Source organism: Dysgonomonas mossii DSM 22836 (genome assembly GCF_000213575.1).
Classification (GTDB): Bacteria; Bacteroidota; Bacteroidia; order Bacteroidales; family Dysgonomonadaceae; genus Dysgonomonas; species Dysgonomonas mossii.
In genome coordinates this window covers 35957-60227 of record NZ_GL892013.1, presented here as the reverse complement: position 1 = coordinate 60227, position 24271 = coordinate 35957, and the positions used below count along the sequence as shown (strand labels likewise).

26 protein-coding genes are annotated in these 24271 nt (G+C 41.9%); 7 read left to right on the top strand and 19 right to left on the bottom strand.

Annotated features, from left to right (window positions below; all coding sequences use genetic code 11):
• Window positions 1–156: 156 nt before the first annotated feature.
• Entirely contained in the window at window positions 157–4167 is a 4011-nt protein-coding gene (locus HMPREF9456_RS16140; RefSeq protein ID WP_026177154.1) for a hybrid sensor histidine kinase/response regulator transcription factor, read from the top strand.
• Window positions 4168–4279: 112 nt separating this feature from the next.
• Here the strand turns inward: HMPREF9456_RS16140 and HMPREF9456_RS16135 are convergent, their stop codons facing one another.
• The 4 genes from HMPREF9456_RS16135 to HMPREF9456_RS16125 all read right to left on the bottom strand — a co-directional run bounded on the left by HMPREF9456_RS16135 (window position 4280) and on the right by HMPREF9456_RS16125 (window position 6686).
• Window positions 4280–4762: a terminase small subunit gene (locus HMPREF9456_RS16135; RefSeq protein WP_006844639.1), complete on the bottom strand. Its 483-nt coding sequence runs from the start codon at window positions 4760–4762 to the stop codon at window positions 4280–4282.
• Window positions 4762–5043 carry a hypothetical protein gene (locus HMPREF9456_RS16130; protein ID WP_006844638.1) on the bottom strand — a complete coding sequence of 94 codons (282 nt, stop codon included), beginning with the start codon at window positions 5041–5043 and terminating at the stop codon, window positions 4762–4764. The genes HMPREF9456_RS16135 and HMPREF9456_RS16130 overlap by 1 nt, the downstream gene beginning before the upstream one ends.
• Complete coding sequence (locus HMPREF9456_RS17305; protein WP_147591780.1) at window positions 5040–5318, bottom strand: hypothetical protein; 279 nt, start codon at window positions 5316–5318, stop codon at window positions 5040–5042. Before HMPREF9456_RS17305 ends, HMPREF9456_RS16130 begins: the two co-directional genes overlap by 4 nt.
• A gap of 123 nt (window positions 5319–5441) precedes the next feature.
• Window positions 5442–6686, bottom strand: a complete 1245-nt coding sequence (locus HMPREF9456_RS16125; RefSeq protein WP_006844637.1) for a hypothetical protein — start codon at window positions 6684–6686, stop codon at window positions 5442–5444.
• Between the two features lie 572 nt (window positions 6687–7258).
• On the opposite strand from HMPREF9456_RS16125, the gene HMPREF9456_RS16120 reads away from it, so the two are divergent.
• On the top strand, window positions 7259–8137 hold the full coding sequence (locus HMPREF9456_RS16120) for a hypothetical protein (protein WP_006844636.1): 879 nt from the start codon (window positions 7259–7261) through the stop codon (window positions 8135–8137).
• Window positions 8138–8308: 171 nt separating this feature from the next.
• Here HMPREF9456_RS16120 and HMPREF9456_RS16115 read toward each other — a convergent pair whose 3' ends face one another.
• The 4 genes from HMPREF9456_RS16115 to HMPREF9456_RS16100 form a co-directional block, all read right to left on the bottom strand.
• Window positions 8309–8914: a hypothetical protein gene (locus HMPREF9456_RS16115; RefSeq protein WP_006844635.1), complete on the bottom strand. Its 606-nt coding sequence runs from the start codon at window positions 8912–8914 to the stop codon at window positions 8309–8311.
• Between the two features lie 148 nt (window positions 8915–9062).
• Window positions 9063–9650, bottom strand: a complete 588-nt coding sequence (locus HMPREF9456_RS16110) for a P-loop NTPase family protein (RefSeq protein WP_006844634.1) — start codon at window positions 9648–9650, stop codon at window positions 9063–9065.
• Window positions 9637–10236 (bottom strand): helix-turn-helix domain-containing protein, encoded by a 600-nt coding sequence (locus HMPREF9456_RS16105; protein ID WP_006844633.1) that lies wholly within the window; start codon window positions 10234–10236, stop codon window positions 9637–9639. The genes HMPREF9456_RS16110 and HMPREF9456_RS16105 overlap by 14 nt, the downstream gene beginning before the upstream one ends.
• Before the next feature lie 70 nt (window positions 10237–10306).
• Entirely contained in the window at window positions 10307–10642 is a 336-nt protein-coding gene (locus HMPREF9456_RS16100) for a hypothetical protein (protein WP_006844632.1), read from the bottom strand.
• Between the two features lie 285 nt (window positions 10643–10927).
• Here HMPREF9456_RS16100 and HMPREF9456_RS16095 point away from each other — a divergent pair, with 285 nt between their 5' ends.
• The 3 genes from HMPREF9456_RS16095 (at window position 10928) to HMPREF9456_RS16085 (ending at window position 13392) form a co-directional block, all read left to right on the top strand.
• Window positions 10928–11665 (top strand): LexA family transcriptional regulator, encoded by a 738-nt coding sequence (locus HMPREF9456_RS16095; RefSeq protein WP_006844631.1) that lies wholly within the window; start codon window positions 10928–10930, stop codon window positions 11663–11665.
• 918 nt (window positions 11666–12583) lie between these two features.
• Entirely contained in the window at window positions 12584–12835 is a 252-nt protein-coding gene (locus HMPREF9456_RS16090; RefSeq protein ID WP_006844630.1) for a hypothetical protein, read from the top strand.
• A gap of 356 nt (window positions 12836–13191) precedes the next feature.
• Window positions 13192–13392 (top strand): hypothetical protein, encoded by a 201-nt coding sequence (locus HMPREF9456_RS16085; protein WP_245531042.1) that lies wholly within the window; start codon window positions 13192–13194, stop codon window positions 13390–13392.
• A gap of 480 nt (window positions 13393–13872) precedes the next feature.
• Here HMPREF9456_RS16085 and HMPREF9456_RS16080 read toward each other — a convergent pair whose 3' ends face one another.
• From HMPREF9456_RS16080 to HMPREF9456_RS16035, 11 genes are all read right to left on the bottom strand, one after another.
• Complete coding sequence (locus tag HMPREF9456_RS16080; RefSeq protein ID WP_006844628.1) at window positions 13873–14286, bottom strand: hypothetical protein; 414 nt, start codon at window positions 14284–14286, stop codon at window positions 13873–13875.
• Entirely contained in the window at window positions 14283–14804 is a 522-nt protein-coding gene (locus tag HMPREF9456_RS16075; RefSeq protein WP_006844627.1) for a glycoside hydrolase family 108 protein, read from the bottom strand. Before HMPREF9456_RS16075 ends, HMPREF9456_RS16080 begins: the two co-directional genes overlap by 4 nt.
• A complete protein-coding gene (locus HMPREF9456_RS16070; RefSeq protein WP_006844626.1) occupies window positions 14791–15225 on the bottom strand; it encodes a phage holin family protein in 435 nt (144 codons plus the stop codon). The genes HMPREF9456_RS16075 and HMPREF9456_RS16070 overlap by 14 nt, the downstream gene beginning before the upstream one ends.
• Before the next feature lie 204 nt (window positions 15226–15429).
• On the bottom strand, window positions 15430–15597 hold the full coding sequence (locus HMPREF9456_RS17435) for a hypothetical protein (protein ID WP_006844625.1): 168 nt from the start codon (window positions 15595–15597) through the stop codon (window positions 15430–15432).
• A gap of 1 nt (window position 15598) precedes the next feature.
• A complete protein-coding gene (locus HMPREF9456_RS16065) occupies window positions 15599–17482 on the bottom strand; it encodes a hypothetical protein (protein ID WP_006844624.1) in 1884 nt (627 codons plus the stop codon).
• Window positions 17469–17672, bottom strand: a complete 204-nt coding sequence (locus tag HMPREF9456_RS16060; RefSeq protein ID WP_006844623.1) for a cupredoxin domain-containing protein — start codon at window positions 17670–17672, stop codon at window positions 17469–17471. The genes HMPREF9456_RS16065 and HMPREF9456_RS16060 overlap by 14 nt, the downstream gene beginning before the upstream one ends.
• Entirely contained in the window at window positions 17669–18085 is a 417-nt protein-coding gene (locus HMPREF9456_RS16055) for a hypothetical protein (RefSeq protein ID WP_006844622.1), read from the bottom strand. Before HMPREF9456_RS16055 ends, HMPREF9456_RS16060 begins: the two co-directional genes overlap by 4 nt.
• 247 nt (window positions 18086–18332) lie before the next feature.
• Window positions 18333–18896, bottom strand: coding sequence for a hypothetical protein (locus HMPREF9456_RS16050; protein ID WP_006844621.1), 564 nt, complete (start codon window positions 18894–18896; stop codon window positions 18333–18335).
• Between the two features lie 307 nt (window positions 18897–19203).
• On the bottom strand, window positions 19204–19740 hold the full coding sequence (locus HMPREF9456_RS16045) for a hypothetical protein (protein ID WP_006844620.1): 537 nt from the start codon (window positions 19738–19740) through the stop codon (window positions 19204–19206).
• Between the two features lie 454 nt (window positions 19741–20194).
• Window positions 20195–21142: a hypothetical protein gene (locus tag HMPREF9456_RS16040; RefSeq protein ID WP_006844619.1), complete on the bottom strand. Its 948-nt coding sequence runs from the start codon at window positions 21140–21142 to the stop codon at window positions 20195–20197.
• Between the two features lie 132 nt (window positions 21143–21274).
• Window positions 21275–22441: an XkdF-like putative serine protease domain-containing protein gene (locus HMPREF9456_RS16035; RefSeq protein ID WP_006844618.1), complete on the bottom strand. Its 1167-nt coding sequence runs from the start codon at window positions 22439–22441 to the stop codon at window positions 21275–21277.
• Window positions 22442–23211: 770 nt separating this feature from the next.
• Here HMPREF9456_RS16035 and HMPREF9456_RS16030 point away from each other — a divergent pair.
• Both HMPREF9456_RS16030 and HMPREF9456_RS16025 read left to right on the top strand, forming a co-directional pair.
• Window positions 23212–23433, top strand: a complete 222-nt coding sequence (locus HMPREF9456_RS16030) for a hypothetical protein (protein ID WP_006844617.1) — start codon at window positions 23212–23214, stop codon at window positions 23431–23433.
• 164 nt (window positions 23434–23597) lie between these two features.
• Window positions 23598–24104, top strand: coding sequence for a hypothetical protein (locus HMPREF9456_RS16025; RefSeq protein ID WP_006844616.1), 507 nt, complete (start codon window positions 23598–23600; stop codon window positions 24102–24104).
• Window positions 24105–24271: the final 167 nt, after the last annotated feature.

Sequence of the window (24271 nt, the reverse complement as noted above, 5' to 3'; positions counted from 1 at the left end):
CAAGAGACAAGGAGCGTACTTTTTAAACGAACAAAGTATAAAAAAGAGTCTAAACACGCAATTGCTCAATTATTACAAGTCTTTGGTTATTTTTTACCACAAAATAAGCTTACCCAAGAGTTCGTATGTTCGCAGATATACTGTATTTTTACAAAAATGAAAAACAAAAGACTACTTTTCACCATTTTTCTGACCGTTTTTTATACCATAAATCTTTTTGCTCAGGAAAATTCCAATTTTCACTTCCGTAAGATTCAGGTAGATGACGGGCTGTCGGAAAACGCCGTGTACTGTATCCTACAGGACTCGAAAGGCTTCATGTGGTTTGGAACCAAAGACGGGCTCAACCGCTACGATGGAGATAACTTCCGCATATTCAGAAAAAACAATCACAACAACCAGTCTTTGGGCAACAACTTTATCCGTTGCATTGCCGAAGGAAAAGAGAACATACTCTATGTAGGTACAGATGCCGGACTATACAGAATGGATATGACCGACGAGAGCTTTGCGAAGATAAATACCAAGACCGCCAACGGCATAGAGGTTACCTCAGCCGTAAATGCGCTGTATATAGACAAGAACGGCAATCTGTGGATAGGGACAATGGCGCAAGGCATATTTATGTACAACCCTGCAAAAAAAACACTGAAAGCCATAGAGATAGAGAAATACAGGCTGGGGATGAACGCTACGTGGTCTATCGTAACCGACAAATCGGGATCGATATGGGTAGGTACAAGGCTCGGGCTGCTCAGGTACAACCCCGACAAAGGCAAGCTGGAAGCGCCCAAAGGCATGTTTAGCATACAAGATAACTCGCAAAACGAAATACTTTGCATGCTCGACGACAACAAGGGCAATCTGTGGTTGGGCACGTGGGACGATGGTATCAGGCTGTTCAACAAGCAAACCAACGAATACACCTCCTTCTTCGGGCTGGGTTCTAAGTCGTATTATATTACGCACGTGCGCTCTATATTTCAATATACCGACAACTCGCTGCTTATCGGTTCCGATGACGGGCTGTACCTCTTTAATACGGACACCAAATCGATAAAACGGCTCGATGCCCCTCAGGTGAAATACAGCCTCAGCGACCAAAATGTATACTCGATAGCCAAAGACAAGGAGAACGGGATATGGATAGGCACTTACTTTGGAGGCGTAAACTACCTGAATACCTCGCTGCTCAATATAGAGACTTACTACCCCGATGTTTTGCACAACCTGCTCTCGGGGAAGGCGGTCAGCCAGTTTTTGGAAGACAACTTATCCAACATCTGGATTGCCACCGAAGATGGCGGGCTCAACTACTTCGACTCCAAGACAAAGGTGTTTTCGCAACCCGTAAAAACTTCTTACCACAATACCCATGCTCTGATGATGGATGGCGATAACTTGTGGATAGGAACATTTTCGCGCGGGATAGACATATATAATACACGCAGCCATTCGCTGGTCAACCACCGAAGCAAGATCAGAGACGAAAGCACGCTGAATGACGATTGCATCTTCTCGCTCTACAAAACCAAGAATGGAGATATATACGTCGGTACTCCTGTAGGGCTGAATAAGTTTGACAGAAGCAACAATAGCTTTAAGCGTATCCCCGAAGCCTTCGGCTTTATATACGACATGAAGGAAGACGACTATGGCAACCTCTGGGTAGCAACATACGGAAGGGGTGCGATAAAACTGGATATGACCCGCAACAAATGGGTACACTACGACACGATACAAGGGCGCAGCAACCCCATTGTGGGCAGCAAGCTGACGAGCATACACATCGACAATACGAAGCGGGTGATATTTTCGAGCGAAGGGCGTGGCATTTTTATATATGACTACAAAACGGATAACTTCAAAAATATATCGGAAGACGACGGCTTGCCCAACAATGTGATTTACGGCGTGCTCGACGACCCTTTTGGCAATCTCTGGGTAAGTTGCAACAAGGGGCTGGTAACCTTCAATACATCCGACCCAAAAAGCCATCGGATATATAACAAAGCAGATGGACTGCAAAGCAACCAGTTCAATTACAAGTCGAGCTACAAGACCAAAGACGGCAAGTTTTACTTCGGAGGGATAAACGGATTCAGTTGTTTTTACCCTAAAGACCTGAGCGAGAATAAAAACGGCATCATCCCATCTATAGAGATCACCCAGATACGTGTGTTGGGAAATATCAGTGCCGAAAAGGAACAGGAGATACAAACCCGTCTGAATAAAAAACAACGTATAAAATTACCCTACAACCGTTCGTCTTTCACCATATCGTACGTTAGCCTCAGCTATATATCGCAAACTAAAAACCAATATGCCTATATGCTCGAAGGAACGGACGAGGAATGGAACTATGCGGGCAACAACAAGAGCGTGACCTATGTAAACCTTTCGCCGGGCAAATATACCTTCAGGGTGAAGGCCTCGAACAACGATGGACTGTGGAATGAAACGGGCACAGCGATAGAGATAGAAATATTGCCGCCTTTCTGGCTGTCGATACCTGCACGGCTCGTTTATTTTGCACTCGTTATATTCTTGATTTATATGCTGGTGTCGTACTATACAAAGAAAAGCAAGATAAAGCAGCAGAAACATCTTGAGGCTTACAAAGCCGAACAGGAAACACTTGCCTTCAAATCGAAGATCGATTTCTTTACCACCATTGCGCACGAGATACGCACACCGCTAAGCCTTATCAGCGCACCGCTCGAAGAGGTGATTTCGTCGGGCGAAGGCAGCAAGGAGACTCATCAGAACCTTTCGATGATAGAGAAAAACTGCGACAGGCTGACGGTGCTCATCAATCAATTGCTCGATTTCCGCAAGATGGATTCGACCAAATATATCGTAAATCCCGAAACAATAAACCTTACCGAGCATATCAGCGAACTGTACGAACGGTTTAAGAAAACGGCGCAGAACAAAAAGATAGATTTTGAGCTGCATCTACCTGCCCAACCGGTTGTAGATGTAGTGTCTGATCCGGATGCACTGACCAAAATAATAGGTAACCTGCTGACCAATGCCTTGAAATTTACCCGAAGCAAGATTATCCTTACTCTTATACCGAACAGTGATAAGACCTATACCGTCACTGTAGAAGACAACGGGCGAGGCATATCCGACAATCATAAAGAGTTGATATTCGACCCATTCTATCAGGTACAGCAAGACGACAGCAAGGTAGGCACAGGCATCGGGCTTTCGCTGGTGAAGCATTTGGCAGAGATACTAAAAGGCAAGATTGAAGTAAAAGACAGCAAAACTGGTGGCGCATTGTTTACGTTCACCTTTTCTGATATATCCAAAGAGTTTTCTATCCACCAAAGCGAAACGGCAAGTAGTGAAAGTTCCTCCTTGGAGGATGGAGGAATGACTACAATCAACGGCAAGAACAGCGTGCTTGTGGTAGACGACAATCCGGAGATGATACAATTTATAAAAAACAGCCTACAGAACGAATATACGGTAGACACGGCACTGAGTGCTACCGAAGCTTTGAAACTGCTCGAAGACAAGAACTTCGACCTCATCGTTTCGGATATTATGATGCCGGGCATCGATGGCATATCGTTTACCAAACGACTGAGAGCCGACCTCAGCTACAGCCATATACCTGTGATACTGCTATCGGCAAAAACCGAAAATACGGCGAAGGTAGAAGGGTTGTTATCGGGGGCTGATGTGTTTATCGAAAAACCGTTCTCGATATCGTACCTCAGAGCTCAGATAGCAAGCTTGCTGGAAAACAGGAAGGCGATACTCGAAGCGTTCAACCGTTCGCCGCTATCGTCATACTCAAGTTTGGTAACCAATAAGGGTGACGAAACATTCCTCAACAAACTGAACGAAGAGATAGAAAAACACCTCTCGGAAGAAACATTCACCGTGGAATCGCTAACCGATATACTGAGCATCAGTCGTTCGAATCTGCAACGCAAGTTAAAGAGCATCTGCGGGGTTACTCCGGGCGACTACCTACGCAATTATCGTCTGAAGAGAGCATGCAAGCTGCTGTTGGAGACAGACATGCGGATAAACGAGGTGGCTTACTACGTAGGGTTTAACTCGGCATCGTACTTCACCAAGGCATTCTTCAAAAGCTATGGTATGTCGCCAAAGGAATTTGTAAATAAGATGAAAAACGGGGAGTAATGTTTTTGGTAGGGGAATACGTAACGAAAAAATATTATCTTTTTTTATTATCCTAAACGGAGGAAAGGAGCTCTTCTCTCAAAAGAGCTCCTTCTCTCATATTATAACACCCTTACCCTGATAGGTTTTTCTTCAATGTCTCCAAATTTTCTTTTGTATCGTGAGAAAGCACATTGATAACCAATTCGGAAGGTTGGTCTGCCTCCTCTTTCTTTTCTACGGCTGTAACCTTAGACAGAGTATTGCCATTGTATACGCCAATACATTCGCCTTCGAGCTGCTGTTGGCGGATTGTCAATCGGAGATGCTCTATAGCTTCACCAAAGTGAGGGTCAGACTCATATCGTGCAAAAGTAGCAAGACTTATTCCACAAAAAACGCACAGGCCTTCGATGGTGTATGGGCGTGACACGGGAAGTTCTATCACCTCTCCTACCCTGGCTCCCGAACGGATCAGCTCAGCTTTGTGCCAAGGGTTGCAGTCGCACCATTCGAAGTATTTATATGCCTGTGCGAGAAGGCTACCCGGGCTTTCATACCTTATCTCCTTGCCGTTGTTTTCACGGCTTTTGTAACAGGTTTTGCGGGCAGCCATTATTTATCTTTTTTCAAATGTTTCTTTGCTGTCTTTGCCGATGCGGGTTGTAGTGCGGGAGTTTCTCGATCTGCAACACTTTCGTTATCGGAGCTTTTAGCAAGCCAGTTTTTCAACTCTCTTACTTTGCGTATCAGGCAACTGGCGCACGACTGAGGGGTTTCGTTTGTGCCGAAAACCCGATTGTATAATCCATAGATACGGCTCATCGAGTAACGGTGTGTTTTTTCTACTTCGCGTACCAATGCTTCTACTTCTGATCTTAATGCTAGATTTGTCATTTTATTATTTTTTTGTTGTCGATATATTTTACAAGGAAAAATATGATGAACGCAACCACGATGCCGATACCTGCCAAAGTCCACGATTGCCTCGCAAAAGCAAATATCCCCAACAGCACCCATGTGAGGTGAAAGGTGAGACAGGGACGACAGTTGAACGGTTTTCGGTCGAGAAAAGCCGACACTTCGGGAAGCCTTAGCGATAGCACCACTCCGCAATAAAGGGAGGTGACAATGCAACACAGCATCGTAATAATGATAGTTAGCGCATCCATATATAATAAGATAATTTTGTAGAGAAATAATGCAGTTTTTGGGGGAGGAAAGAGAAAAATATCCACCTCCCTTTTTGAAAAAGGGAGGTGGATAGATAAAATTATTTATATAAGATCTTATTACTATATCGTAGGATCTAATCCACCTACGCCATCGACGGATACAAAGTAATAAATAGTAACAGATTCTTTATCATTACTTGCTGTTACCCATATTGTCATCCCAAATCCCTTACTTATAATATGCTTCTTATCTACTGTAACAGATGCACTTGTCTTACTGCCTTTATATTCGACCGGAAAACCTCCATACCATTGAAATTTGGTTGCTCCTCTTATTTCGCTACCGAATGTTAACGACCCAACCCTATCGTATCGGCTTATATCGGTATAGTTCTTGATAGCATTGTAAGAAATGGTACTAGGGTTTGGATCTAAAATAATGCGAACACTGGAGTCTTCAACTGCATAGCTTTGTCCATTATAGGAGACTGTTGCCTTAGCAATGGCATTACCTTCACGTGCAGCATAATATACAGCTTCGCATGTGCCCTGTCCCGATAGTAGAGATAGTAGCATTGAGCCTTCCCAATTTACTACTACCTGGTCTCTTATATTAGAAGGAATATCTAATGTATAAGTAATTTTATTCCCTTGATAAACTGCCGAGCTACTCGGAATCATTTTGGCTGGCTTACCTTTTAAAGTACTTGATTTCTTTGACTGACATTGAATATAGGCATTTGCTCCCGAACTAATCCGAAATTTAGCTTGTACATTTAACCCAACATCCTTATGACTATATTTAACAATAAAGGTTATCGTTCGATAATCATCATTTGGCTTATTGTCTATTCTTCTTAAATAATTTTCATCATAAGTCCAAGATAGATCACTATATATATACAAGTCATCTGTTGATACATGAAGATTATAACTAATTGTATCTCCAGAATAAACCGATCCTGGACCAACTAATTTATAGTCACAGCTACTTCCTGTACCACCACCTGTGCCACCACCTGAATCATTACTATCAATAGATACATTATATGTTCCAGAATAAGAACTACTACCATTCGTATATGAATAAGAAAGTGTTCCGGATTGTCCTGCATTTGTCCATATCACATCTGCAGACATAGCATCAACGTCTTGTGACAGAGTTGTAGTTCCATTCAGGAATTTACCATTTGTTACTTTCCATGTGGCTTTTGTTCCTGATACACCATGAAAACCAGAAGTAATGCGATAATTATACGTTTGATTTACTTTTGGTCTAGACTCACCTGTTATCATAACAGTATTTTGAGCAAAAGACAACAATGTAAATAATGATAAATAAATCATCAATAAAATTTTCTTCATAAGCTTAATAATTAGTTTAATAATTCTTTTTAGAAATGTTTTGAATTCAATAAACACATGTGCACAATAAGATAATATTGAAGAAAAAAGATGACGGTTTTTTCACGATTGGGATGATATTTTTTTATGAAATAGCGAAATACTTCGCTCTTCAGTACGGCAGACAAGGATTATAGCCGCGAGCAATATACAGGACAATAAAAATTCCCCTCAAACATTTATCAGATAGTCTTTTATTCCTCCTAAGAGAAACTATCAAGGAAAATTGTGCGAAAAACAACCATATTGCTTTTTTCAATAACTAATAGATAGAGGTTATTGTATATTTTAACTATAAACATATAACATATTACAGATAACGTACTTAATACACCATGTCTGCTTTTACAGAGCCTCTTGACGGGGTAAGAACAACACACAAAACATTGCTAAACACCTCATATTAAGAGATAAATTATTTTATTCCCTTTTTATATGCTAACTTTGTCACGAATTTAAGGACAAGGACAATCATAAATTAAAGTAGGCTACTGTGAGAGCAGTTCAAACTACTTATCATACAATAAATCATTATGACTAAATATATAATTTTATTATTACTCATCAATATCAGCGTTTTCTCAAAAGCGCAGGTAACTATCGGGTGTGCGAGCGAACCGGTTTATGGTTCCATCCTGCAACTGAAAGAAAACGATTCGAGGGGCACGAATGCCACCAAAGGGTTTGGTTTTCCGAGGGTATTTTTATCAAAGGCAGACAAGTTGTTTCCAATGTTCGCAGATGGATACAACATCGCACAAGACACTATAAACGAAGGCCTAACGGTATACAACACCAACCCTAAGTTTTCAACCGGACGAGGCATATACACATGGCAGCTAAGCGACTCTATATACCAATGGATATCCCTAAGAACCAAAATATCGGTTGTGGAAAAGACGCTGGCTGTTGTTGTCAAACACAGCATACAGACCATCTTGCCCAGAACGAATAATTCAACAAATCCTGTGACAACAGATGTTGTATGGGATTCGATAAAAGGAATTAATACAGATGACATAAAAATTATAAACAACACAGATATATATCTACCTCCACTCAAAGACTTCAAGATAACGGGCTATGTAGGCATTTACAACAACTCCGTCAACAACGACGGCCAACCAACCTATATAGCCAGCCGGTTTTACCTTATAAAAGATGGCAAACCGACTGTAGAATCGCTACCAATATCTACATGGGGATATTCAGAATCCTCTACAGAAGCTTATCACGATGGAGGTGTTACAAACCCAATATGTATACTACACACCGGAAAAGAAGGCTCATTGATAAGAATGATAGCTAACGGACCGATAAACGACCGAACGACACGCATGGCGGCATCCACCCCTCTGAATGCCAAATACATGAGCTCGATAGGTAGTTATTTACTGATAGAAGAATTATAAATAAGCACCGCAAACTTTACATCTCATTATTATATCCTTACAAAGGAATATAAAATCGTTTTTTTACGCAAAAAATCAGGACTTCCCAACCTTATACTCTTATGTTCTGTCTTGCAATACAAGACAGAACATTTTTTTATGCCGGTAAGAATATATAACTTGTAAAAACATCTACACCAACTCTCTACGCCTTTCAGCAAACTCCTTATTGGCAAGTACACCTTTCTTGATACGTGAGATAGCCCGCTGTATATTATGCGCCTTAACCCCTGTAATTTCGGATAGCGAAGTATAATTTATCGCAGGCTTGAGCGAGATATACATCTTAAACAGCTCAAAATCTCGAATATCGTAATTATCATACACATATTGCATTATATCCGACTCCAACTTGCTTTGCTTGGCTTCTATTTCACGAAAATAGCCGTTATCTACATCCGACTTGTCGTAGTTGGGCAACAGCTCGCAATATCTGTTTTGCTTAATGCCCTCCGCCATCAGATTGGTATAATACGAACGGATAAAATAGTGCATATAATTCTCGATTTTGTTTCCCGAGAAGAGAATGTTCTCATACATTTTCAGGTAGCTGTCGTTAAAAACATCACTGTTGTACGAACGGCGTACCTCAAGATATTGAGTCAGCTTTTTATTATTGTCGGCAAACCAACGGTTGAAAGCTTCTGCCTTTTCGGCAAAAACGACATCCGACATATCACGTTTTTTACTGAAATACTTTTTCCCTTTGTTGCCTTTGCTTACGTTGAATAATAGCATAATATAATTAGATAAAAAATGGTTAATAATTGATTATAAATACGTTGAATACACATTTGAGATAAAGACCACCGTACAAAAGAGAGCAGGCGATGCCCATCGAGACGAAAATCCCGACAATTGTTAATTACCACAAATCATTTGTTAATCAGCGTCTTTGGCTCTGCCCCTTAAATTCGATGCGGCGGGTAACCGAAATAATGCGCTCCATCACCCGCTGACCGTAACGAGCCACAATCTGATCGCCGTTGAGATTGGTGGATACGATAACCAGCTTTCGATATTTTTCGGCGGCATCCATCACTTCGGCAAAGGCTAGGCGGCGGTTGCCATAGCTTACCAAAGTATCTTCCGTACCAATATCGTCGAGGCTTATAACATGCTTCCTCAGCAGCTTGTCTATATCGCTGTTCATCTTCTGAGCATCGTATACATTCACCACCTTGTTCATATACTTCAGCAAGATAGCGGGCAGCACATGATAGCCCAGCACCGTTTTGCCACGGCCATAGTCGCCATACAGAAAAAGCCCCCTCCCCCGATTGTCTGCCAGCCAGTCTGCCACCTCTTCGTACTCGGGCAGCCAATGCAGTTCGCTCCTTTTCTGCGCCAGGCAGTCTTTCATATAGTGATAGAGCACCGTGCGAGCTTCGGGCACACGCACCATCACTTGGCTGTGAGGCACAGGCATATCGTGCTCTTTCATTCGGCTGCATATCTCATTAAAATCGTTCATCTCCTAAGCTTTTTTGTTGTTTACACTCGGCAGCAGGATGCTTGTAAGCCTCCGATTTTTCCCACGTGCGGACGGCAGCCTGCCAGTTCTTCATTTTGCTGCGCCCTATCATCCAGTTTTTGGCTGTATAGAAGTCTATAAACTTGCGGGCATCTACCCTGTTGCCCCTTTGCGTGCAGTAAGCCTTCACCTCGTCGAAGGTGGGCACTACAAAGGTAGATTTTGCACTACTCTCATCTCCGGCAAAGGGCAACCCTTCCCCTTCGGGTTTTACGTGCTTCTTACTTGTCGGCTTGCTCGCTTTCTTGTTGTACAACAGCGTATATACGGGCGAACGCAGTCTGCGCTGTCCTGCCTCAAAGTCTATCAGCCCCTTCTCCTTCAGCCTGTTGCGTGCATCTATCATGGTCTTTTCGCTAAAGCCGATAGTAGCGCAGATAATGCCATTGGTACACTCAAAAGGGTTTTCCCACTGGCGAGCGTTCGACTCCTGCATCAGGAAGTAATACAGATCAGCCTCGCTGGAGCTCAACCGCACCCTACGGCGGATTTGCCAAAATAGATTTATGAGTTCAATGTAGTTCATACAAACGATTAATTATTTTACAGCAGGTGTTGGGTTCGTTCTTTTGGGAGAGGCACACATTGCACTCTCATCAGCTTGTGTATCTGTCGGAAAGTATATCCCGCGATTGCTCACATGCTTCACTCTCGTTGCGGTTGTATTCATCTACAATAGCTCGCAGGCGTGAGGTCAGCACAGCCGAGTCTTCGTAGAGCAAATCCCAGTCGCTGTCGAGTACTTCAGAGGTTTTGAGCTGTACGGCATCCATGAATGTTTCAAACTCCACACACACCCGTACACCACAGATCACATCGTCGAAATCGGATATTTCCGACCTGTCGGATTCATACAAATGGCCGGTAACGGCTTTCACTAAGCTTGCCATCTGTTTTTCATTGCAATAGCAGTCAATTTTCAGTGCTCCCATTTTTCTTTCGTTTTAATTGCCAGATTGTATTTATTTTCTTTAATTTGATAGTAAATAATACTTTCAATACAAATATACACATATTTGTGAATATACAATACACGGATATGTGAATATTATAGTTAATTATAGTTAACTATTATTGAGAAGGCAATACACCCTAGAGAATGAACAAGATAGCACAGTAATCATTTTCTAGTAAAGACTTAAGAAGAAAGAAAATAAGAAGGAAAAGCAAAATAATCACATTACACGCCCATTTAACAATACACAGATTAGTGAACAATGGAAATACATGAGAGAATAAAGAAAATAAGGGAAGATTTGTTTAAAGGGTCTAACATCGAATTCGCCAGATCGATAGACGAAAAACCAAATACAACAAGCAACTGGATAAGCGGAAACCGAAAGATCGGACTAGAAGTGATAGAGAAAATACTTGCCCGCCTACCGCAGATAAATGCAAGCTGGCTACTCACCGAAGAAGGACCGATGATGAAAGCCGACGCCGACAAGGAAGAGCCATACCTGATAACAAAGGCGGGGGTGAAATATTTTGAGTTGGCAAACGGAAAATACCTGATGCGGGTTCCCTTTGTACCGATAAAAGCCTATGCCAAGTACATAGACGACTATCGTGATGCCGAATTTAGCGGTTCGCTCGACGAGTACAATTTTATTGTAGACCAGATAGGGCACGGAAAATACATGGCCTTTGAGATAAAGGGCGATAGTATGGACGACGATACACGCAAAAGCCTCGCAAACGGCGACATCGTGCTGGGGCGTGAACTGGGATCGGAACACTGGAGAGACAAGTTGCATACGAATGAGTATCCCAACTGGATAATTGTGCTCGACAACACCATCCTCTGCAAACAGATCATAAATCAGGACATAGAGAAAGGGACAATCACCTGCCATTCGCTGAACACCTCGCCCGAGTATTCAGACTTCGAGTTGAGTTTCAACGATATACGACAGATGTTCAATATTATACAAAGGGTATCGAATATGATGTAGCTTTTCGAGCAGCAGAAGAGGGGGATATTAGACCAGTAGGGGCGATCCCTTGAGGTCGCCCGGATACAAACGGGCAGGGACAAGCCACTGCCCCTACCTATAGGACACCATCCTTTCGGGGTTGCAAACCACGAAGAACGAAGAGACGTAGGGGCGAACCCTTGTGGTCGCCCCGATAGAAACGGGCAGGGACAAGCCACTGCCCCTACCTATAGGACACCATCCTTTCGGATTTAACTACGTTGATTGCTAATTGCAATCCGAAAGTTATTTTATCCGGATTTTAAATCCTACAATAAAACTTCGAGGTTGCAAACCTCCAAGAACGAAGAGTGAAAGAAAGGAAAGAATCATAAAATATGGGGAGTTTTCTAAAACTCAACTATAAAGACATGCCAATATAACAATAAATAAATATTATAAAATAGGGGAATGCCGAAATATGACTTTTTATGTGTTAAAACAAACATCAACACATTAAAAAGAAGACACTTAGACATGCACCCTACAACCCAAAATATGACTTTTTTATGAGTGTAAAATTATGCTAAAAAATTATTTTTCTATTAACACAAAAATAAATATCAAAATTATAATTCTGTTACAGAATTAGATGTATATTTGATCATAAATAGCATATTATCAGGCAACACAAAACGCTCAAGACCTCATTTTCGACATGAATTGAAAGGAGTTCGGACAATACAAATCAATATTTCTGACGATAATTCATTAGAATCTTGTGCCTTAAATGTGCAGAAAGAGGTAAATTATTGTGAAATAAAGGATTGACATTAAAATTAAAGCCTAGATTAATATTATTGCTTGATAAACAAAGGAATAAATGTAGTATACAATATAAGTAATTCACATGGCAGTAAGTATGTTAAGAAAAAAACAAACCATAAATCACGCAGAATGAACACAATCCACTATCTATTTATCGTATCGCTTCTGATATTTGCAGTTTTCTTTCTTTTTGCAGGATGGAAAAACATTAAACTATTGCTAGACGACTGGGATTACATCAAATCGAACAAAACGGGCGTAGGAAGATTCCTCTATGTTGCCGGCTTTGTAGGTATCGCTGTATTGCTCTCGGTTTTAGGCTTTATTTTCATCTACTTCTTACAAGTTGCCAGTTCGCAGGCTTATCTATTTTCGGAGTAAGAACAAGAACAGAAAACTTTACAATAAACGTAGCCTTATATCGCCATCCCCTCTACATCTAAAGCAAAGGGAAAGATTGCTTTTTAGGTGTTTTTTCGAGCTTACACGTTAAGATTACTACTGCCGGAAGGCTATTCTTGTGCAAGAAAACGACAAAAACCCCCATAAACATTCTTCAAAAAAGTCATATAAAGCCCCCTACAGAAGAGGGTTAAACAACTGATATAAAAAATATTATTATCAGCATATCGGTACAAAAAGTCATATCGCACAAAAAATGATAAAAAAGGACTCATCTTATCATTAGATTTGCAATAGAATTCATTGATATCACCTTTCCTTTTATGTATATGATTATGTCTAAATTTTATATCTCCATTGAGCACACCGAGGACATCGACACCGGGCGATATGCGATCAATGAGCCGGATATTCTGATCAAAAAGCGCAGCTTCTTGATATTTGACATGATTGTAAAAAACTTTGGAACGTATAACCGTGACTTAAAGGAATATGCTGATAGATATTGTAAAATATTAAATTCTGTATCTCTCTAAACATGATAAAAATTTGTCTTTATATAAATCCGAAGAGGCTGTACACCCAACACAAGCCTCATCCATTCAAAAATCCTAATCCTTAAGATCATTCTTATTTATTAAGAAAGGTCCACAAAATCACTTTGTAGACCTTTCACTTACACAAACTTTACAAACTACTTAATATATTAAAAAATACGAAAACCTATATTTTTTAATAAAAAAACAGATTAATAAAACTTTATATTTTTTTCTCAAAAAGAACAAGACTTATAAAATCATTTTGCTTTTTTGACATTTCGTATGAGATTATTTAAATAACTTATTATTGTTGTATTTGTAATGTTTCCACAAAGATAGTCAATTTTACACATTAGAAAAATTAATTTACAAAAAAACGCACATACAATCCTCTCGCAGAGGGCATAAACAGAGTAAACCATTAATATGTAACGTATTGTATACGCAATAAAATATTATAATTTTTGTAAAAAAATTTCAACCGCTTACCTTAAACTTCCGCATTACAAAATATCCGAGCAAAAACACCAATAAAATCCTGCCGCACCAGATCTGAAAAGATTGGAAAGAAGTCAATCGGTTGACCTCCTGCACCTGCACCTCTACCACCGGATAGGGGACGGCTATGCTATCGGTTTTGAATACAGAATCCCTTACCACCTTATCGCGGTAGAGATATTTGTACTTCTCGAGCCACACGGTATCGCCTTTCATCTTTACCAATACCGAGTCGTAGAGGTGAACCGAGTCACGCAACAGCTTGTCCCGATATTCAACCCTGAGGCTTTCTACAGGCACATACACCGTTTTGGCTTTGCAAGACGCCAGTATCACAAGCAGCAAACAAACCGACAAGCCGGCTGCATATCGCAGTACAGATTTTAGAATCATTCTTCAAATTTTAAATCGTTAATCCTGTTCAACCACCCTCTCCTAAACTTTCGGTTGGCAGGACGTGCCGCCACAATCCTATTCACAAAAGAGATACGCTCCTGACGGATTTTTTCGAAAAGTTCACAGGGAGGTGTATAGCTATTCACAGCAGCCAGCGTCTGATTGCCCACAATGCCATCGGCAGTAACGCCCAACATCTTTTGCGGCAACTTGATGCCATAACTGCCCGAAGCCCATACCCAGTCGACAAGGATATTGGCTATGCTCTGATTGACGATCTTATCCGCCTGCCACTTGTCCCAATAGAGGCTTTTGAGTACATCCGCCCATTCTGCGTCCGAAATGTTCTTCAGGTCGGCAACGGTAGTTGTGGCGTATCCTCGCTGGCGGCGGTAGAACCTATAGGTAGCTATCGTTATCCCCTTATTGGTGGCTCCGCCCCTATCGTCGGGATCGTCTACAAAGCCACCTTCCCATCGGAGGATAAATGGAATAAGCAGTTCAACCTTTGCCATCTTTGTCTTCATTTTTCTTTTCGTCTTCTACTTCTATCATATCGGTTTTCTTTCCAAAAAACTTTAGAATATTCACCTTCACGTTTTTACCTCTCGATGCAAAGTAATTCACATAAATGCTTTCCAATTCCACGCCGTAGATAATCACAAGCATGAGCATAGGGAGCAATTCCACGCCAAAGGGCAAGGCAAATGCCTGTCCGAAGGTGTACGCCAGTATAACCCAGATGATATAGCTGGTAATCTTGTCGATTGTACGGCGCACCGCCTTCGATTTCTTCACGTCTTCTTTTCTTGCTTTGGCGGCGGCTATTCCAAACCTCAGGTCGGCAAGCGTTAGTGTGAGCGCCAAGATCAAGAGCCATTTAGCCCAGATAAAGAAATCGAGAAGCCCTACTAAAAAATTATCGGTGTATGTCATAAGTTATTTTTTATTTATTTGTTTGTTGCTTTTGTGATGAATAAAAAATGTCGGATTGTTTTCGCTCGTCCCTCCCGTCCTTCGGGATTTGTAATCCCGTTCTCCGCTGTCCTTCGGGATTTGTAATCCCGAAGATTCACGAAACAGGGGATTGCAAATCCCCTGTAGCGAGGGTTCTTATTTTTGATATACCCTGCAGCAAGGTTACAAGAATGTACCGTAGTTGAGTCCGGCGGGCGATTTATTAATAAATACCGCCTCCACTTTACTACGGCTCTTCTCGCCTGTTTCTGATTTTTCGATCAATATCAAACTGATCTTACTGTTTTGCAGAGACATTGTCTCTACGTCCCTATTGTTCAAGTCTGCCATATTATATCGGGTTTTGTGTGGTTATTTTCAATCTCAATTGCATAAATGCCCCTTTGATAGGAAAAGCCAATTCGCCGGGGTTACCACTCATTGCCAGCACCGAGTTGTAGAAGTCGGGATGTCCCGATGCAATGTAATTGCCAGCCTTGTCTCGCTGCATTTCAGCCTGCTGCGCATTGTTGAGGCTCATAAGGCAACGCAGGTCGTTGGGCAATACATCAAACCATTTGGGCTTTTGCTCATTCTGCCAAAAAGCTTTATCCGTAGTATCAGAATCATTCTCGTTATAGAGGTCTTTCCAGCATCTTCGAAGCTGCACATTGCCTGTGAGCGAAAAAGTAGATTTTCCCGCCTCTGCGACAAACGAAGAATATGCCGGATAGGTTATTCCATTGTATGTCAGACTCCCCGAAGCGTCGCTCACCAATTTGGGCTCTACAAAATACCAATAGCCGGCTTGCAGGCTTCCCGAAGCAATTGCACCCGAAGGTATCTTGTTTACAATACGCATCTGAACGGTAGGGTGCAGCACCTTATCCAGCACCTCATACACGATGGCGTTAGACGTTTCGGGCACAAACGAGGTGACACCTGCCACTCCGTTAAAAATATTGTTGCGGGAAATTATAGCCGAACTATACGTCACTCCGTTGTATTTCACCTTTGCCTCCTGATCATCCTTCGAACGAACAATGTAGGCACGATGCACACCATTGCTGTAAGGTACAACACCTCCGTCTTTATTGACCTCAACAGACGAAAGTGATAGCGTGCTGTCGATCAATACACCTTGATCTACAGGAAGATTGTTTATAATATTCAACTTATTGAGCTGATATTTACCTCCCAGCCAAATTATATTTGTAGCACACTCCCCCGCTACAGCCTGCGAAACGTCGATATTGGAAGCCAATGCTATAGAGCCGTCTGTTATGGTAAGCGAGCTATTGCCATAGGCAGGCGAAAAGCTTGCCGGCTTGCTTTTGTCGGATGTGATACCGATAGCGTCACTCCTGTCGAAGGAATAACCGAAATATACCAAATGCCTTTTTTCGTAATTGTGCAACGCAGAATCTTTTTTCACAAGACCGTCTACACACGAGTTTTTAGAGAAAATCCATTTGCCTTGCTTCATCGTTTCGCCCATGTCTGTCACATTGGCCACGGCAATAGATTGCGCCTCACAGCGGCCTACAAAATCAGCTCTCAGCTCCTCTTCCGTGTTACCTTTCAGTGCCTTATACTCGGTTTCTGCTCCGATCTTGAATTCGCAATCGTTGAATGCCACAAAATTATTCCTGTAGTTGGATACATGAGAACTCAAGATGGTTACCTTGCTGTTGTCGTACAAATCCAGATTGGTATTCGATAACACGCTATCGGGTACATTTATGAATGAGTTTCCCCCGTTGGTATGTGTCTTGGCATAGAGCTTACAACTATGCTTTGTCCCCAAAAGGTCTGAATAGATAGCACATCTTACAAATGTATACCCGGTACGATATATAGACTGCGATATCTGATTTACAGTCATGTTATAGAAGTAGAGACTGTTTTGCCAAGAAGAGCCTTCTCCATAAGCATTTACACTTTTATTCCATATCGTGCTATCCATGCCGCTACCTACCATATGCAAATAGTTGTTATTTGCACTCGCCTCTGTAACAATAGAGCCGGTATGAATACCGCCGGAGAAGACATTCTTGGTCACTCCCGAGTTTCTCTTCAAATCTACAACGCCATGAGACTTTGCCGGATTTGTTCTTGTGTATACCGAACGGATTCTCTGATCGTAGGCTGTAGCACTTAGCGCAGAAAAGAAAGCAACATTATCGATACTTTCATCCAGCCCTTCATACTTATCTCTAAAATTATACTTGCCCATCGTCTTCTGTTTTTTCGGTTATTATCACTCGTCCTGTAGCCAGTACAAGGACATTACAATTGTCAAAGTCTGCCCTGTCATTTTCTTTCAGATCGTTATACAATCGCCTGAATGTCTGCGGCTGACTATCAAACAGCAGATTATCATCGATCTCAAACACGACCTCGTCTTTCTTTACTTCGTATATCATGGTAATGTAGCTTTTGCGTAAATAAATAAGTAGCCGGTAGGCTCTGTACCGATTTTATCGACCTTAAATTCCACCAGCGACTTCGCCTTTATCTTCACCGATACGGTTTTATCCAAAGGCACTTCTTTGCCGTCTATCCATAGTTTGGATACATTCATCGCTTCTACCCGGTAGATGGTCATCTCCTCGCCTATAAACATTTCGTAGGGCGAGGCAAGCCCCATATTGATCGACATGCGACGCTCCAGCTGCAACTGCTTGGCATATTCTGCCAGATTCTCGAACAGGTACTTGCCCGAGCTGAGCGCACCGTTGCTATCTTTCTTCGAACCGAATATCCAGAAACCGCTCGGGTCTTTGATTTCGGGAAGCTCCGACAAGGGGATAGCTGCTATTTTAGTGTTTTCTGCCATATTTTTTTTGATTTGTTTTTATTCTAAAATCTTCTTTGTTCTTCCGATTCTCTTTTCTTATGCTATTTATTTTATTCCTCTTTTTATACGCTCGTCCTTCGGGGTTTGCAACCCCGAAGCTTTATCATCAGGATTTAAAATCCGAATAAAAATGACTTTCGGATTGTAAATCCAAAAGGACCGGATGCTTCGTTCCGCTCAGCATGACAAGAAAGGCAAAAGCCGAAAAACAAGAGAGATCATCGCATTATATCAATATTGCGAACTTTCCGTTTTCGGTAACTATCACCCTCCTGCTCTCTGTTCCCAACGCAAATATTTTGTTAAACTTCTCGGCATTCACCTCAAAGAGAGGATAGATAGAGTCTTTGGATAGGGTGATGCTGTATCCCGCTGTTTCGCCCAATTGCCCCGACACCTGCGAAAAGGAAAGCGTAGCCCCACCATCGGAACCAAAGGAGTAAATATTGCCCTGCATATTCCTAAACGCCACCAAATACTTGTTGCCAAGGGCTTTGAGCAGATTGTTGGTTTTGTCAGACTTGAGGGTATTCACAAAGGTGGTCAGTTGCTGCCTGTACAATGCACCATCGTTTGTTTCGGTGAAATTGCTTTCGCCGACTTCCGACAGCATGGTGTAAGGGGTGTCTATGTCTTTGAGGATGCGATCTACAAAACAAGAATCGTACAAGGCATCATCTTTGAAGTAATATGCTGCAAAATCCTTTATATCCAAAAGGTAAATCTCGGCTATACCTCCCGAATTGTATCCGCATGTGTGTTTTATATTCTGCACCAATCTGCAACTCATATTATTCTGTTTTTTGAGACAAAGCGGCAACCGCCATCAAAGCTGAATACCGCTTTATCAAGTATGTTTTATTTAAACTTATGATGTGATGTTTTCTCCTCTATCAATCGTCCTTCGGGGTTTAACTACGTTACACTCCGTTGATTGCTAATTGCAACCCCTATCGTCCTTCGGGGTTTGCAACCCCGAAGCTTTACTATAAGGATTTTAAATCCTTATAAGACTAACTTTCGGATTATAAATCCGAAAGGACGACAGAGCAAAGGGTAACAAGGAGGCGAATATCACAACTACATCGCAGAACAGATTATGGAGTTACAACTGTCTTATCCACAATGGCAGTAACCACGTCTTCCCCCTTGAGCAAGCGACCGATCTCCATCTCTGTTCCTGCCATTGTCACCGTCCAGCCGTTGGCATCAGCCTCAGCAGCACCCGAAGCGTAATTGAACGCTGTTGAGCTCAGCCCGTTGATACGTCCCAGCACCACCGAACGGTTGCTCTTATCCACCACCACAGCCGTAAACTTGCCAAGGCTGAGGGCATCACCCTGATTAAGAATCGTATAGTCGTACTCGCTGAGAGTGAAGTTTAGGGTGTGCGTACGATATTTACCGCCGTTGCTATTCTGTGCCAGTTCGTCGGAGAAAGAAGCCGTATTGTCTATAAAGTCTACCTTATAGGCTTTTGCACTGTCGGCGAGCGTGATGGCGCTGATTTCTCCTTCGGACGAGAATTCGTATTCGTTAGCCGAATCGTGATTGATCAGATAAACCGACTTGATACCGGCAACGGAATACACACATGTTTTCTTTGTAATATTTGATGTTAATTTGCAAGACATAATTTTTATTTTTTTTGATTCGTTAATTTTCTGTCGCTTTTCTTTTTTTGACTTCTTTTGTTCTCTGTTCTTATCCTCTCCGTTCTTCGGGGTTTGCAACCTCGAAACTCATACTATAAGGATTTTAAAATCTGGATAAGAATAGCTTTTGGATTATAAATCCAAAAGGACGGTGGGATTTATTTGTTACTTTTGGTTTGTTATAATTATTTGTTATGAATCGCACTAAAATCACGAAACTGGATATATTTTCTGTTATCTTCGTCCTTTGGGGTTTGCAACCCCAAAGCTTTATTATTAGGATTTAAAATCCGGATAAGACTAACTTTCGGATTGCAATTAGCAATCAACGGAGTGTAACGTAGTTAAATCCGAAAGGACGGTGGGTTTCCTCAGCATAACACGAAAAAAGGACCAGAACAGCAAACAAGAAGTCGGTAGATATAACAGCCGATTAGTTGCTTGGACTATAAAACACGACTTCGTCTTCGAAAGGGATAGCAAAGCCAAGGCGCAAACGTCCGTCGATGAAAATCTTATTATCGTTCGGAGCAGCAAACTGCCCTAAGCGGATTTCCTCCAAGTCGCGAACGAGGTCTGTACCTACAAGGAAGTTTTTAGAATCGGCGGCTATCATATCGTTATCGTCCAGACCTTTCACAGGAACAATCTCCACGCCCATATAGCGCACCGTGTCGCCCTCTACCGCAAAGTTTGGACTAACCACTACATTGTCGCCCCAGATGCCGCCCAACGCCATCTTAACCTTCATATATGCCGAGTACGAAACGTAGATGTTCAGCGAGCCGTTTTCCAAGCCCATCGCCATTACATCTTCGGGAATGGAAGCGAATACCTTTTCTACTTCTGCCAATACGTTTGCCTTTGTTAGTGCCACACCCGTCAACTTAACAGCTTGTGTGCTGTCGGTCAATACTTTTACGGCTCCGTCGAAGTCGTTTGCATCTGCCGAACTGTCGCCTTTGAATATCTTAGTTTCGATCTCGCTGCTGAGTTCCGAAGCAAGGATTGTCATTGTTGCCTCTTCGAGGGTAGCGGGCAATTCCTGATTCTTGGCACCCGGGCTAAGCATCCATACGGTGCGTTTGCGCTCGAGGTCGTCGATGCACTGCTCGAGATTGATTTTGTAGGTTTTTACTTTCAGTTCCTTTTCGCTCAGTTTGGCGATCTGGTTTGGTGTCCACGAGCAATCGCGTGAGTCTGCCTGAAGGATATTCCCTTCGAGGTCGATCAGGTTGAGTTGTGTAGCGTCTTTCACCCCGATGACTGGTGTGATTTTTCCTTTTTCGATCAGCTTTCCGCCGAAGATGGCTTTTGTAAACCAATCCATGTTAGACGACGGTTGATAAGTAAGTGATGAAATGTCGTAAATGTTTGCCATAATTTTATTTATTAAATTAATATGTCGTTTTTTATTTTGCCTCAATTTGTCATCCTGATCGCAGAGAAGGATCTCTTTCCACAAAAGGGTCGAGATGCTTCGTTTCTCTCAGCATGACAAAAGAGAGGGGGGTTATTTTCTTCTGTTGATAGTTTGGTTAAGAGCCGCTGCCATCCGCTCGGCTGTGCTCATCTCGGCGGGAGACTTGCCTGTGCCCGAAAGCTGTACGGCAGGATATGCCGACGGTGTCTTGCGGCGCATTTCTTCCACCTGTGTTTTGGTATCTTCGAGCATTCCGTTTGCTTCGTCGAGAGCTTGCAACAGCTGTTCGATGGTAGCCTGCATTTCGGCAATCTTGGCTTTGAGGGCTTCTGCCGTTTTTCCGTCAAAGTCGGACAGCCTTACTCCTCTTTTCTTGCTTCGCAATGCTTGTTTGGCTTTGGCATCCTCGGGGTTGGTTTTATCGTCGGAAGGCTCTCGTGTTTCCACAAATTGTCCGTTCTCGTCTACTACCAGCAGGTTTCCGTTCGACAGGTTGTGTTCTCCCGCCGCCATCTGCTCGCCATCGAGCGTCACAAATCCATCGGCATCCACGTACGCCTCTTTGCCGTCGGCAAGAACAAAGACCACATAGGCCGTGCCGCTGGCAGTGGTATCTGCTTTTTCTACGGCATCGATGTCGAACAGCATGTTTGCAATGCGCCCAAGCAATGTCTGTTTTACTTTTTTCTTTTTGTTATTCATACTTTTGTTATTTATGCGGGATAGGGAAACTTGCTGAGAGAAAAAGCCTTCGAGGGAAAATCCCTTTACGTGCCCGCTCATCACTTCCTTTTCCCAATAGTTTTTGTCTTCTATCTTGTAGCTGCACATGAGTGTACCTTTTGGCAGGTCGTTAAATCCGAGTGCTTTCGATTTGTCGTTCTCGGGGTCTTCTACTATCCACAGTTCGGTGAGGTAGTTGCCCGTAAGGGGCGACCGGTGCTGATGAGTGGTGCTATGCAGGGCAACGCCTGTTTTCATCATCTTGCGGGCAATTTTCTCTACCTGCTCCTCCGAAAAGCGGATGTAATAGTCACCCGTTTGGGGCGAATGGCGGTAGATGAGTTGTCCGGGTTTGAGCACAACGCCTGTGAGTACTTGCTTTGCGGTGTCTCGGCTGAGGTGCAGTTCCTGTTGTTTGTCGAGTGCGATAAAATCGACTTGGTTTGCCGGAAAGTCTACAAACGAAATGGCATAGATGCCCGTCAGGTCGTCGGCACTTTCGTCGATCATGCAATCGTAAATAGGTGTATTCATTTTGTTGTTAATTGTGAGTTCGTACTATGAGATAATTTTGAAAAAATAAAATGCAAATAGATGTAGGGGCAGTGGCTTGTCCGTGCCCGTTCATATACAGGCGAGCACAAAGCATCGCCCCTACTCGCCAAAGGATGAATAAAAAATAAAATAGCTCTTCAATTTTGAATGATAGGTGCAAAAAGCGGCAGGCTTTTTCTTTTACTGTTTTCTTTTATAGTTTATGTTTTGTTTATGTTTATATATAAGGCTTACGGTTATGCTTAATATTTTGCAGGAAGGTTTGCTTGGGGTTATACACTCTTGTATGGGGAATGTTTTGCAGGAGTTTTTAGGGTAAAGAGACCCTCTTTTTCGATGATGAAGAAAACTAAGTGTCTTAACGTTGTTAGCAAATAAAAAGAGAGGAGATGCCTCACTATCGTTCAGCATGACAAGAAAGAAAACTTCGTCTTTCGGGGTTTGCAACCCCGAAACATTATTGTAAGGATTTGAAATCCGGATAAAAATAACTTTCGGATTGCAATTAGCAATCAACGTAGTTAAATCCGAAAGGACGCAGGGAGAGGAGAGGGAGGAAAAAACAGGGGATTACAAATCCCCTGCAACCAACAAAAAACGCCCTCTTTTTCTCATACTGACGATAGCAAGTATCTTGTAAAAGACAAGTGAAAAACCTTTCCATTCCCAGTATTAATGGGAATTGCAGCTGTTTTTGGATAAAAAAGGTTATCTTTAAAGATAAGGACTAATACAAACACACAATAATTATGAGAAGAATTACAATCGTGGCATTTTTTATGCTTAGCTTAGCAACGTTTGCTCAAAATTCAACACCCCCAATCGAAGGTTTCGGACATTTCAAATTTGGCATGACAAAGAAACAAGGGCAAAATGCTATCAAAAAACACAAAACACGTAATACTAAAATCATTAAGTTAGATACCAACGTCCTTTCGGATTTAACTACGTTACACTCCGTTGATTGCTAACGTCCTTTCAGATTTGTAATCCGAAAGCTATTCGTATTCGGATTTGAAAATCCTGATAGTATAAGCTTCGGGGTTGCAAACCTCGAAGAACGAGCAGATTGCAAATCCCCTGAGACGAAGAGGCAGAAGCAACCTATTATTATACACCAAACTACACGAAGATTATGAAGACAAAAATTATCCTTCTTATTTTATTACTATCCGCCACTACATCTTTTGCTCAATCGGTAAAAACAGACGTGCCGATAACCGGACTAGGTGAATTCTATCTGGGTATGACTATCGAACAAGCATACGAAATATTAATCGATATCAAGACAGAAGACATACAAATCATCCCCCTGTTGGAAAACGTGATAAAAGTTACGAATATGGAATTGGCCGGATATGTATTCAACACTTGTTTTCTAACATTTAATAAGAGTGGGCTTCGGCTAATCTCATATATCAAAGAGTTTGATAAGAATAATAAGAATCCTATAGAATTTACTGAGTTGGTATCTATACTCGAAAAGGACTATGGCATACAGCCAAATAAAGAAACCAAACTACGCAAAGAAGGAAAAATAGATTTTGCATGGAGCAAACCTCCGGAGGGTTTAGTCGGAATAAAAAAACAGTATGATGAAAAAAAGAAACTAAATACAGTTCTCATATACGTCAGTAAATAATACACAATATGAAGGTTGCAAACATCCTTTCGGATTTGCAATCCGAAAGCTATTCTTATTCGGATTTTGAAATCCTGATAGTATAAGCTTCGGGGTTACAAACCCCGAAGAACGAGGAAACGAAGAAAAAAAGTAAATTGAAATGATTGCATATAATAAAAGCGTGA